Here is a 12,838-nt window from a genome sequence, read left to right on the forward strand (position 1 = left end):
TGTACTTTTGTGAGATCAACTAGTCTATGAGAGTTCTATTAAGCCTATTATTCCTGGGAAATGTCTTTATGTTTGGTGTTAAACAAGAGGCTTTTTCTCAACAAGTCAATGCCTTTGCTTTCAAGGTAAAGGAGCCGATTACATTAGATGGAATTTTGGATGAGGAAATTTGGACCTCAGAAGAAGGTTGGAATGTAAATTTCACTCAATATTTTCCCTACGATACCTCTGCAGCGGCAGCTCAAAGCCGGGTAAAAGTTGCTTTCGATGAAAACAACTTATATCTCGCCGCTGTGATGGAGAACAATGGACCGCGAGAATACGTGTCGACCTCACTCCGCCGGGATTATCGTGGAGAGCAAAATGATGGGATCAGTTTTGTTTTTGATACGTTTAATGACAAGACCAATGCCTTTCAATTTGGAATAAATCCTTATGGTGTTCAGCGGGAAGCACTTTTAGCAAATGGAGGTTCAAGATCTGAGGACCTAAACTTAGCATGGGACAATAAATGGTTTGCAAGAGCTACGATCCATGAAAACCATTGGCAAATCGAAGCAATCATTCCACTTTCCACCTTACGCTTCAAGGATGGAGCGCAAAACTGGAATGTCAATTTTTACCGAATAGATAGCCATTATGGAGAACGAAGTACCTGGGCGCCTATTCCCAGAAACTTTCCCATTATCTCAACAGCATTTAGTCGAAAGCTGATTTTCGAAGAACCGCTGAAAAAGAACTCGGCCAATATTTCCATTATTCCCTATACTGCTGCCAGGACTTCCAAAAACTTTTTAGAAGGAACTTCTGAAAACTTGACTCCAGCTGTTGGTGGGGATGCAAAAATTGGGATTGGCCCTGCCTTGAATTTGGATTTGACTTTTAATCCGGACTTTTCACAAGTTGAGGTCGATCAACAAGTTACCAACTTGGACCGTTTTGAGATTTTCTTTCCCGAGAGGAGGCAGTTTTTCCTTGAAAACGGAGACCTTTTCGCAAGCTTTGGTCATCCTTTGGCGAGACCGTTTTTTTCTAGAAGAATTGGAGTAGATCGAGATGAATCCACAGGACAAAACGTCCAAAATAAGATTATCTATGGAGCCCGGCTTTCCGGAAAAGTGACCGATGATTGGCGTGTGGGCTTGATGAATATGCAAACAGCTTCTGACGAAGAGAGAGGGATTGTAGGAAAGAATTTTAGTGTGATGGCTGTTCAGAAAAAAGTCTTTTCTCGCTCCAACATCGGGTTAATTTTCGTAGATAGGGAATCTTTGGCTGTAGATGAGTTTCAAAGTCTTTTTGATCCAACTGCCTATAATCGGATGCTTGGTGTGGAATACAATTTGGCTTCTGAAGACAATCGATGGACAGGAAAGGCCTTGTATCACCGAACTTTTGAAAATACTGAAAAGGAAGCTCCAAGGACTTTGAACGCCTATGTCTTGTATAGTGATTTGCACTGGAGATGGAGTATTAGCTACTTGGATATAGGGGCAGGTTACAATCCTGAGGTGGGCTTTGTTCCACGGGTAGATTACAAGCGATTCAATCCAGATTTGGGCTATAGCTTTTTTCCAAAATCCAATTTTATCAACAATCATGGTCCTCGTTTGGAGTATGAATTGAGATGGAATGAAGCTTTAGGAACAACCGATAGGGATATTGGATTTCAATATCAAGTTCGATTTCAGTCCTTAGCTCAATTTTCTGTCAGCTATAAGAATAGCTACATTTATTTATTTGATGATTTTGATCCTACCAGAACAGGTGGGGAACCACTTTTGGCAGGTACAGACTATACGACAGATCGAATTGGATTTGAATTCAGAAGTAATCCTCGGATGCCATTTAATGTTAGAATAGAAGGAGAAGCGGGAGAATATTTCACCGGGGATATTGCTTCTTTGCGCAGTGAGGTGGCTTGGCGAATCGGTTACATTGCAAATATCGGTATGAATTTCAGTTACAATCGAATTCGTCTACCTGAGCCTCAAAACGATGCTGATTTGCTTTTGGTTGGGCCTCGAATCGATTTGACGTTCAGCAAATCAGTCTTCTGGACAACCTTTATCCAATACAATAATCAGATTGAAAATATCAATATCAATACCCGATTGCAATGGAGATTTGCTCCAGTTTCTGATTTCTTCTTGGTTTACACAGACAACTATTTCCCAGATACTTTCTTACCTAAGCAACGTTCCTTGGTGTTGAAGTTGAACTATTGGTTGAATATTTAATTATGGTATGGGCTTTCCAAACAGCCCTTCCATTTTTCGAAAGATTCGGCCTTTTATATATCCTTTCCAAATTTGATCGATGTTTCCTGCAGGATCAATGAGAATGTAAGTAGGAAAAATCTCAATTTGATAGAGTTTGGTCACATAGCCTGTTTCATCCCAAAGGTCAGTCCAGGTAATCTGCTCTTTGTGTTTCTTAGAAGCGTTTAGCCAGATTTCTTTTCGAGGGTCATTCCAGATACTGATTATTTCTAGTTCTTCACCGAACTGCTCATGGATATCTTTGATTTCGGGAAGGGCGTCTAAGCAAGGTTTGCAGCCTGAAAATGAAAATTCCAATAGTCGATATTTTCCATTAAAATCATCAAGGGAAACCTGATTTCCAGTTCGACTTTCAAGGGTAAAATTCTGACTTGTTTCACGTTCTTTGGCGCTGAAAACAGCTTCATTTAATGATAAATCAGCAATAAATCGTTTAAATGAGTTGAGTTGCTGGAGTTCTTCCGGTATTCTCGGGAGAATCTCTTGGAGTTCTTCTTCTGAAAATGAATTGGCTTCTGAAATCAGCCAATTTAAGCCCATCTCTTTATCAAGGTTTTCCACGATTAGGGATTTTTTGCTCTCTCCTTCTGATTGGGAAATTTGATTAGAAATAGTCGAATAGGGATGCTCGGGATCAATTTTAAGTGTGGATAAGTCATCTATTTTTCCTCGAATGTGGTATGTTCCTTTTCCCACCCAAAAAGAATTTCTACCCAGGATTTTCCCATTGTTTTTCAGATGATAAAAAGAAATCTCTGTCGGTCGCTCAAGCTCAGCTTCTAGTTGTCCTGTTACAGCCTCGGTGCTTTGATATGTTTTGTTTGCAAAAGTTGTTTGTATAAAATCTTTCCCGCTAAGATTTCCTTCCAGTTCAATGATAACTCGGGTTGTTTGGGCTAAAAGTGGAAAAGTTAGAAAGAGGTTAAGAATGAGGAATTGGCAGAATCTTTTCATAATCAGGCATTTTCTTCTAACACGAAATTCGAAAACTAAGGTTTGATTACTTGATTGAAAACTACCTGACCAATCCCGATAAGATCGTCTTATTTGAAATCCAAAGGTTTGCGATTTTTAATTTGTCCTTGCCTCTATCCTTACCTTTTCCCCCGTCATTAGGAATCTGCGGTAGCCGTTTTGAGTATCTGTGTTGACTTCTTTTCCCAGCACCTTCACTTGGGTATAGTTTTCCGGTATTTCCACAGACAATCCCCATTTCTTCTCGCTTTGTTCAACTTCAAGGATTAATTCATTCCCCGATTTTTGATAGCTAAGTGAAATTTCATTTTCACCAATCTGGACTTTTTCGATCGAAGCATTTTCCCAGGAGTTTGGCATTTGAGGGCGGATGAAAATCACCTTATTCCCCGCGTCCGGTTTGATTCCAAAAAACTGAGTGACAATAGGAACCGCAAAGCTATACAGGTTCCAAGCTTGGGTAAACATCCCATAATCCGGTGAAACTTCGTAAATAGATCCCGGCAGAGCAAAGCCAAAACTTCGGGTCATTCGCTTCAGATAATCAAGTGCCCCTTTTGGATTCCCATAGTTGTTTTCACCAATGGCTGATACCCCTGTCGGTAAAGTCATTACAGCACCAGTATAGGAGAAAACCTTACTTCCTGAAAATGAGCCATCCTCATTTTCCGCACTTTCATCCCTATCGATACCAGTAACAAAGACACCAAATGGATTGGTGTACTTTCTTCCTGTTTCCAAAGCAATTCTTGCCTTTTCGGGATCTGCAACTCCCACTTCCATGGGTGTATTCACCACCCAATTGTGGTAAATGACAAATCCCTGTTTTTGATCTTTTGGGAATGTGGATAACTTCTCTTTGGTGGTCCTTAACTCTTCTACAGCCCAAGGTTTATATAAGGTATCTGCTCGGATAATAGCGCCATCAATCAAATGTAAAGCCTCATCAGCCGTTCCGATAAAATCGGCATAACTTCCAAATTCCGGTACCCAAAAATCCTTATTGATTTTTTCGGCCAAGGCATTAGCGGTCTGTTGATAACTTTCGGCTAGGTCTGTTTTTCCAAGGATTTCGGCCATTTTTGCCACATCGCTGAAGGCTTTATAGCTGTATGAAGCTACATCAATCATTTCAGATTCTAAGCCGTGGATTTCCATCATTCCATAGCCATCTGCCAAAAGATTCCCATCAGCATCATTTTCATCCAGCAACCATTTCAAACCTTTTTCCACAGAAGGAAAATATTTCTCTAAAAACTCTCGATCTCCAGTCCATCGATACACTTCCCAAATCGTAGAAGCCCACTGTGGCGTTTCGTTGATATTTCCGGGATTGAAGACGACCCCATTGGTGGAGGCTTCATGAATGATTCTTCCATTTCCGTTGGTTTTTTCTGACAGATTGTGGATTAACTCAATGGTACTATAAACCAATTCTTTTCTCCCTGTAGCAAGTAAGCCCTGAATCGTGTATTCACTATCTACTCCGAAAAACCAAGGGTAATCCTGTAATCCAGCTCCGAACCCCCTACCAAGTCCAGGCACATCTCTGACCAACCAATCTGTATTGTATTTGATCCATTCATAGGCTTTTTGAAGTTCTTGATCCGGAATTTGGATTTGGGATTTCTCATGAATCTCCTGGTAGCGGGCTTTTTTAGTGAACCAATCCCCTTCTAAATTTTCTTGCAATTCTGCAAAGGTTTCCAAGGCTTTAAATTCGCTTTCAGTAGAACCAGCGATAAATATGGGAATTATCAATTCCGATTCTGCAGGAATGGATAATTGAATTGAAAAGGCAGAATTGATTCCCCTTCCTTTAGAATCAATTGGGCAGGCATCTTCTTTTGGAGAAAGCGTAATTCCTGATTCACTTCCCCAGACAACAAACCAATCATTATCCTGATCTTTGCCTAAGTAAGTTCCGGTCAATTCATTAAAGCTAACCTGATCGTCCCCATCTATCATTCCATTTTGTTCCCCCAGCCATACTGGTCTTAGGTCTACTTTCGCATTCCAGGAAAACTCAAAATCTGTCGAGGACTTTGCAGAGTTTTGAAAGCGATAGAGAACAACCATTCCTTCCCTTCCATCGGGTACGAAGTGTATTCTGTCTACAGAAAGACCTGTTGTGATTTTTCCATAGTCAATCACATTTGCAAAGGGGTAATTTGTAAAAGACTTGCCGTCTGACAAGCAAATAGTGTTTTCTTCAATTTTTATTTGGGCACTAAAACCATCGAGCAATTTAATTGGATGCAACCAGATTCCCCCCATTTCTCCTTCCACATGCCATCCTAAATCCGGAAAAGTCCCGTTTTGATTTCCGATTAAATACAGCCGATCTCCTGCAGCAGCAAAAGGTGAGTTCAAATAGGATTCAGTCCCTTTTAAACCTTCCAATGTGGAAATATCCTCATAGATCATCGAATAAGGGCCACTTGCTTTTTCGCAAGATTGAAAAATCAGCCCGAGGACAAAAAGCAATAAAAAGGGGTTTTTCATAAATAGTAATGTTTGACGGAAACTATTCCTAAGCTTTCCAATGATCCCAAAAGTTAAAAAATAAGTGCTTTTGAAAATTCAAATTTTTCAAAACACTTCAATTACACAGGCTGTTCACCCGATATGAAGCAAAGACGGATCATAGTTTGGTTTCGAAACGATTTGAGATTGCAGGATAATGAAACTTTATCGAAAGCAATCCAAATGGGAGAGGAAGTTGTTCCGGTTTATTGCTTTGATCCTCGTCATTTCGAAAAAACTGAATTAGGTTTTCCAAAGACAGGAAATTTTCGAGGCAAATTCCTTTTGGAGTCCGTACAAGATCTTCGAAACAACTTACAAAATCTAGGAGGCGATCTAGTTATCCTTCGAGGAAAGCCTGAGGAGGAGTTGGTCACATTTGCAGAGCGAATCCAAGCAGGTGCTATCTATTTTTCTCAGGAAGTCACAGCTGAAGAATGCTATGTGGATAAGTCTCTCGAAAAGAATGCTTGGGCTAAAGGTATCGCTACCGAGAGCTTTTGGCAAACCACCTTATATCATATAGATGATTTGCCGTTTCCGATAAATCAAACCCCGGAGGTATTTACTCAATTTCGAAAATCTGTGGAGAAACTTTCATCTATTAGAGAGACTTATCCACAGCCTGAAAAAATATCTTTTCCGGAAAAAGAAATTATTCCACAAGCAGGTGTGATGCCTGATTTACAAACTTATGGATTGGAGGAGCCTGAGTCTGAACCACGCGCGGTGATGGTTTTTGAAGGTGGAGAGCGTGCCGGACTCAGGCAAATCCATTCCTATATATGGGAAAAGGATTTACTAAAAACCTACAAAGAGACCCGTAATGGATTGATTGGGGAAGATTACAGTTCCAAGTTTTCCGCTTGGTTGGCTTTAGGCTGTATCTCGCCGCGAACGATTTATGAAGAAGTAAAGCGATACGAGCGAGAGCGAAAGAAAAATCAAAGTACCTATTGGTTGGTTTTTGAATTGATTTGGCGGGATTATTTCCGCTTTATCACCAAGAAACACGGAAACAAAGTTTTCCACATTGGTGGCATCAAAAATCTAAAGGACTCCTGGAGAAGGGATAATGCTGTTTTTCAGCGTTGGTGTGAGGGGCAGACAGGAGTTCCTTTTGTTGATGCAAATATGCTGGAATTGAAAAATTCAGGTTTCATGTCCAATCGCGGTCGTCAAAATGTTGCAAGCTTTTTGGTAAATGATTTAGGGATTGATTGGACTTGGGGTGCCAGTTATTTTGAGAGTGTGTTGATCGATTATGATGTTTGCTCTAATTGGGGAAATTGGATGTATGTAGGTGGTGTAGGAAATGATCCTCGGGAAAACCGCTATTTCAATATTCTACGGCAAGGCAAAAATTACGATCGAAATGGAGATTATGTCCGATTGTGGATTCCTGAATTAGCTGCTTTGAAAGGCTTTGATATTCATCAGCCTTGGGACTTATCCACAATCGAATTGCAAAAAGCAGGGATCAGAATAGAAGGAACTTATCCACAGCCTTTGGTTGACTTACAGTCTGCCTACTGAATTTTAAATTGTGGATAAATCAGTTTGCCTTGCTTCTATTTTGTTTGATTTTTTCTCTAAAGGTTGGGTTGGGTTTCCAAAAGAGAAAGTACTCAAAGGCAAACCAAAATCCCATATAGACTAACAGTATTAAATAGGATTCTGGTTTTTGTAGAAAACTCCAATCAAAGCCTATATTCAATCTATAATTGCCAAAGGTTACAATCCAATTGACTAAAGCAGCCAAGACCGTCCAAAGCCAAAAGACTTTCAGGAAAAGTGTGAAATCTGGAAACCTATTTTTATTCATTTTTTTAGATTACTCGTCTTCTAAACTAATAATCCATTTTTAATTCTCCCCAATCAGGTTTCAATAGCTTTTTCCTTTTTAACTCAATCTGATATAAATACTCACCTAATTCAGCAAAAAAAGGTAAGCCAACTTCTTCGGTTTCATAAGTATCATCATTCAGCGTTTGATTTTTATTCGTATAAATGATCGCAGAGACAAAAAACTCCACTCCATTTTCATAATCCACAAAATAGCTTCCATCAATTAAGTGTCCATAAGCCCAACCGGTTTTGTTGAAAATTCGAAATTGCTCGGGAATTGGGTTTTTGTCAGTGCCGAACTTGAAAAATTTGGAATAGCTATCATAGTAATCTGGATCTTCATATTTCGGAAAATCCGATTCTCCGGGAAGCATACTCATATATTTTAAAATAAAGTTTCGATGCTCTTCATTCAACTGAAATCGTTCAGTTTCCAAAAAGGACCGCGGAAAAATGATTCGTTGAACTACTCCGTGTAAATCAGACAAAGCGAACTTGTTTTTATAGGTAAACTCCATGCCTTTCTCGATTAAGGAATCCCCTGAATAATAAGCTTTGCCAATGATAGGTCGCTCTGAATTAGAATAGATAGTTTTGGTTTCTCTTTCTGGGATTTCAAGAATTGTTTCTCCTGACTTATCCACAAATCGAATAGGGTTGAAAAATCGATTTTCGATTTCATTGGCAGGATAGCTAAGTCGATGATTAATGACAGTATGCTTGAGCCCTTTCTCGGCCAACTTTTGATTAATGTAGTCTTGGCCGAGCAATTCATAGAGGCGATTATAGGCGTCATTATCTGAAACCAACAGAATCTTTTTTATGTAATGGGCGATGCTAGGTAAAGAATCTTGTGAGGAGTTATCCACATAGGCTGGCATTTGAGAGGGTCTTACCGAATCAGTTAACATGGGAGTATCCATGTTTAAGTTATCCACATTTTGTTCTTCTAGCCACTCCAATGCAAGAATAGCTACCGGCAATTTTACCGTAGAAGCTGGATAGAAATACCGCTCATCATCCAAATTGAAGGAAAAAGTTTCCATCATCGGATTCATGTGCTCATTTCGATCAATTCGAGTGTAAAAGATTTGGACTTGGTAAGTCTCTGTGCTATCCAAGACTCGCTTAAGAATTGGATAAGCATCTAGACCATCCTTAAAAGGAATAGGATTTTTTTGCGAGCAAGAAAAAATTAATAATCCAATGACAAATAGGTAAATAGGGTTACGAGTTTTCATTAGGAAGCTAGATTTTCTAAAATATCGGCTAAGTATTCAATATCTTCTTTTTCATGAAAAGCAGAAAGGACAATCCGGTTTATCTTAGGGCTGTGGGCATGTGGATAAGGGAAACTTGAGGTGATAATTCCTGATTTTTCTAGCTGATCAACCCAAGAATCATTCATATACCGAAAAACAGGATAATCAGTATGTCCGATAATTTGTGAAAGGAATGCTATTCGATTATAGAAATATTGGATGTTTTCCTTTAACTGTTCTTGCGCTACATCATAAGTATGTTGCATTTCCAAAAAGGTTTGTAAATGAGCAGGAGATCCCGGTGATGCTCCTGCAAAAAGTGGAGTGGATTTAATTTTTTCTATTTTCGGTAGATCTCCCAGAACGATACCTGCTGGCAATCCCAAGCCTTTTCCAAGGGAACCTGAAACTAGCAAATGGAAGGATTCATCCATCCATTTGGAATAGGTTCCAAAAATCCCTCTTCCTATCACTCCAAATGCATGGGAATCATCAATCAAGAGATATACTTCATGTTTTTTTGCGATTTCACGTACCCAGGAATAATCATGTATCTCCACTTGAAGGGCATCGACTGCGTTCCCAATGATTAAAATTGTTTGGGAAGAAAGATTTTCAGATCGTTTTAGACAATGATTTTTCCATTGTTTAAAATTTAATTGGTCACTTGCTTTAAATCCATCAGGAATAATTGCAGGGTGCGTATCAGAGGCAATCCAAACTTCATTTGTGAAATGGATCAGGCTTTTCCAAGCGGCGATGCCCGCTAGGTAACCAGAACTAAAAAGAGCCGCGCTTTCAGCACCTGACTCGGAAGCAAAAAATTCCTCAAATTCATCAAAAACCTTTAGCTGTATATTGTTTTTTCGACTTTGGCCAAAGTTAGAACCGTACTCGAAAATATTATTTGCTAGCACGTCCAGAAAATCATTATCCTGGGCTATCCCTAAATAGGACGTTCCGCTGAAATAAAGGTATTCTTTCCCCTCTATTTCAATCATTCGATCAATTCCGCTATGAAGGAAATGCTTTTTCAAATAATCTTATTTAGCAAAAATCTGTGATTCGTCCTGGAAGGATTTGAACTCCAAGGCATTTCCACAAGGATCCAAAAAGAACATGGTAGCCTGCTCTCCAACTTCCCCTTTGAATCGAATGTAAGGCTCGATCACAAACTCAATTCCATGTGCCTTGAGTTTATCAGCTAACTCATGCCATTCATCCCAAGGAAGAATCACCCCAAAATGACGGACTGGCACATTTTTACCATCTACGGCATTGGTTTTAGCTTGGGCTAATTCTTCAGGCTTGATATGAGCCGAAAGTTGATGTCCGAAGAAGTTGAAATCTATCCATTTATCAGTGCTTCTGCCGATATCACAACCTAAAAGGTCGCCGTAGAATTTTCTTGTTTCTTCAATATCCCGAATAGGGAAAGCCAGGTGGAAAGGTTTAAATTGACTCATATTGCGTACATTCGTTTGACAATTTTCATCCTAAAGATATGGCAAAAAAGCAGAAAGTTTCATTGGTTTTAAGTAGCGGTGGAGCTCGAGGATTAGCCCATGTCGGAGTCATTGAGGAATTGGAAGAGCGGGGCTATGAAATCGCCGAAATCGCAGGTTGCTCAGCAGGAGCCTTGGTAGGTGGTATGTATGCTGCTAAGAAAATGGACGAGTTTAAAAACTGGATCTGTAACCTGGATCGTATCGATGTTTTTTCCTTGATGGATTTCACTTTTTCAAGTAGAGGCTTTATCAAAGGAGAAAAAGTGTTTTCCGCTTTGAAAAAGGTGATTCGAGATTGTCAGATCGAAGATTTAGAAATTCCTTTTTCCTGTAATGCTGTAGATGTGCATAGCGGAAAAGAAGTCGTGTTTTCTGAAGGAAGCCTATTTGCTGCTATCCGTGCTTCGGGAAGTATTCCTTCTGTGATAATTCCTGCCAAGCAGGGAAAACAACAATTGATCGATGGAGGTGTGCTAAATCCAATTCCCATTTCTTTGCTCAAAAAAGAAGATAATAATCTTTTGGTGGTCGTCGATGTCAATGGGACCGATCAGGATTTTGTTTCTCCTCCAAAGAAGGATTCTGAAGGGAATCGCTTCATATCGCTTCCTAAGTGGCTGTCAGAGTATAGAGACAAGATGAAAGAGTATTTTCCTGATGACAAGGAGGAAGAAAAACCCAGCTCTTTTTCAGCATTGGATTTGGTATCCCGCTCCTTTGATTTGCTTCAGGATCGCTATTGTGAAATAATAATCGCGCAAAACAAGGTGGATGTACTCGTCAAGGTCGCGCGAAAGCAAGCAGGAACCTTGGAATTTCACCGGTCTGCGGAAATGATCGAAGTGGGTCGAATCAAAGCAAAAGAAGCCTTAGATAAATTGGAAAATGGAAATAGCTGAACTGAATCGCCTGCTGGGAAATGTGGATATCTACCTGCTGGATCAAATTCTAAAGGGTAGGTTTTCCAAGGAAATGCGGATTCTCGATGCAGGTTGTGGAGAAGGACGCAACACGGTTTACTTTATTAATCAAGGCTATCAGATTTTTGGAATCGACCCGAATGATGTCGCGATTCAGTATTGTCGTTACCAAGCCAAAAGCTTAAATCCAAATTATGATATTCATCGCTTTCAGCTGGGAAGCCTGGAAGATGTTCCTTTTCATCAGGAAGCTTTTGATGCGGTCATTTGTTCTGCTGTACTTCATTTTGCGTCTAGTGTTGATAACTTTTGGCAAATGATTTCAGAAATCCATCGGGTTTTAAAGCCTGGAGGAATATTTTGGTTTCGAATGTGCACGGGTTTAGGAGGAATATTAGAACAATCCGAATCCTTAGGAGACGGCAGATTTTTGCTGCCTGATGGAACTGAGCGATTTGTCTTAACTCGGGAGCAACTGCATGAAATTGAAAGCCTTGGATTTCGGTTCGTAGAAACTCCCAAAACTGTTTTGGTGCTAGATCAACGGGAAATGGGGATTTTTCTTCTGGAAAAAATATAAATACAATTTAATTGTAAACAATTAATAAATGACTTTACAATACGCTCTTGAGCTTGTCGGAACCTTTGTTTTTGCCATTTCAGGCGCCTTGGCTATTCGTGAGCGAGAGCATGATTTGTTTGGGGCAGGATTCACTGGTTTCATTACCGCCATTGGTGGAGGAACCTTGAGAGATATTTTGTTGGATTCCTATCCGCTCGTTTGGATTGGCGATATTTATTTCTTGTATGCTATTCTATTGGGTGTATTGGCAGCATTTGTTTTTCCGAATTTTTTAAGCCAGTTGCGCAAGACCTTTTTCCTTTTTGATACCCTTGGGATTGGATTTTTCACAGTATTGGGTGTGGAAAAGGCTTTGAGCTTGGGTGTTCGCCCTGAGATTGCTGCTATTATGGGTATGTTTTCGGCAGTAATGGGTGGCGTCATTCGGGATACACTGACCAATGAAATCCCGATTTTATTCCGTAAGGAAATATATGCCTCTGCTTGCCTTGCCGGAGCGATTTTGTATTTGGTGCTGAATTATCTAGGCCTAGACCGCGATTGGAATCTCCTGATATCCATGTCTATGGTAATTTCCATTCGCTTGGTAGCGGTAAAGTATAAGCTGAGTTTGCCGAGATTGGATTGAATTTTTAGAACTCGCAAGGCCGCAACGACGCGAAGAAAAAATTCTCCCGCAAAGGAGCTAAGGCGAAATTGTTTTCCCTGCTGAAAACAATCCATATCAGGTTAATAATCTGTAAAATTCTGTGTTTTCATCTGTGACGATCTGTGGGAAAAATTTCTCTAATTCCTGTCTCAGTTTAGTTCCTGTTTCTTTCTTGCAACGTTGCAACAGAAAAACTCCCGCAAAGAAGCAAAGGAATTTTCCCCTACATTGATGTTTAGAATAGCTTTGAACTTTCCTTTAAAAAAGGACTGGGGTACCTGAATC

General features: G+C 39.9%; 10 protein-coding genes. 5 read left to right on the forward strand and 5 right to left on the reverse strand.

What is annotated here, in order from left to right:
• Positions 1-26 precede the first annotated feature (26 nt).
• The gene (locus tag E4S40_RS05810; protein WP_135072123.1) at positions 27-2,240 is read left to right on the forward strand and encodes a DUF5916 domain-containing protein; all 2,214 of its coding nucleotides are present in this window, start codon (positions 27-29) and stop codon (positions 2,238-2,240) included.
• On the opposite strand, the gene E4S40_RS05815 is transcribed toward E4S40_RS05810, so the two are convergent.
• A complete protein-coding gene (locus E4S40_RS05815; protein WP_135072125.1) occupies positions 2,241-3,236 on the reverse strand; it encodes a peroxiredoxin family protein in 996 nt (331 codons plus the stop codon). It lies immediately after the preceding gene.
• A 117-nt stretch (positions 3,237-3,353) separates the two neighbouring features.
• A complete protein-coding gene (locus E4S40_RS05820) occupies positions 3,354-5,762 on the reverse strand; it encodes an alpha-L-rhamnosidase-related protein (protein ID WP_135072127.1) in 2,409 nt (802 codons plus the stop codon).
• A gap of 123 nt (positions 5,763-5,885) precedes the next feature.
• Between E4S40_RS05820 and E4S40_RS05825 the strand changes: the two genes are divergently transcribed.
• Positions 5,886-7,319, forward strand: a complete 1,434-nt coding sequence (locus E4S40_RS05825; protein ID WP_135072129.1) for a DASH family cryptochrome — start codon at positions 5,886-5,888, stop codon at positions 7,317-7,319.
• Between the two features lie 314 nt (positions 7,320-7,633).
• On the opposite strand, the gene E4S40_RS05830 is transcribed toward E4S40_RS05825, so the two are convergent.
• Genes E4S40_RS05830 through E4S40_RS05840 form a run of 3 tightly spaced genes read right to left on the reverse strand, consistent with a single transcriptional unit; the run spans position 7,634 to position 10,359 of the window.
• Positions 7,634-8,872, reverse strand: a complete 1,239-nt coding sequence (locus tag E4S40_RS05830; protein ID WP_135072131.1) for a serine hydrolase — start codon at positions 8,870-8,872, stop codon at positions 7,634-7,636.
• Positions 8,872-9,930, reverse strand: coding sequence for an aminotransferase class I/II-fold pyridoxal phosphate-dependent enzyme (locus tag E4S40_RS05835; protein WP_135072133.1), 1,059 nt, complete (start codon positions 9,928-9,930; stop codon positions 8,872-8,874). Before E4S40_RS05835 ends, E4S40_RS05830 begins: the two co-directional genes overlap by 1 nt.
• A 6-nt stretch (positions 9,931-9,936) precedes the next feature.
• Positions 9,937-10,359 (reverse strand): VOC family protein, encoded by a 423-nt coding sequence (locus E4S40_RS05840; RefSeq protein WP_135072135.1) that lies wholly within the window; start codon positions 10,357-10,359, stop codon positions 9,937-9,939.
• Positions 10,360-10,397: 38 nt separating this feature from the next.
• On the opposite strand from E4S40_RS05840, the gene E4S40_RS05845 reads away from it, so the two are divergent.
• The 3 genes from E4S40_RS05845 to E4S40_RS05855 are packed head-to-tail and all read left to right on the forward strand — an operon-like array spanning position 10,398 to position 12,532.
• Positions 10,398-11,300: a patatin-like phospholipase family protein gene (locus E4S40_RS05845; RefSeq protein WP_135072137.1), complete on the forward strand. Its 903-nt coding sequence runs from the start codon at positions 10,398-10,400 to the stop codon at positions 11,298-11,300.
• Positions 11,287-11,901 (forward strand): class I SAM-dependent methyltransferase, encoded by a 615-nt coding sequence (locus E4S40_RS05850; protein ID WP_135072139.1) that lies wholly within the window; start codon positions 11,287-11,289, stop codon positions 11,899-11,901. Before E4S40_RS05845 ends, E4S40_RS05850 begins: the two co-directional genes overlap by 14 nt.
• 28 nt (positions 11,902-11,929) lie before the next feature.
• Positions 11,930-12,532, forward strand: coding sequence for a trimeric intracellular cation channel family protein (locus tag E4S40_RS05855; RefSeq protein WP_135072141.1), 603 nt, complete (start codon positions 11,930-11,932; stop codon positions 12,530-12,532).
• Positions 12,533-12,838 lie beyond the last annotated feature (306 nt).

The sequence above is a fragment of the Algoriphagus kandeliae genome, from assembly GCF_004571135.1.
Taxonomy (GTDB): Bacteria; Bacteroidota; Bacteroidia; order Cytophagales; family Cyclobacteriaceae; genus Algoriphagus; species Algoriphagus kandeliae.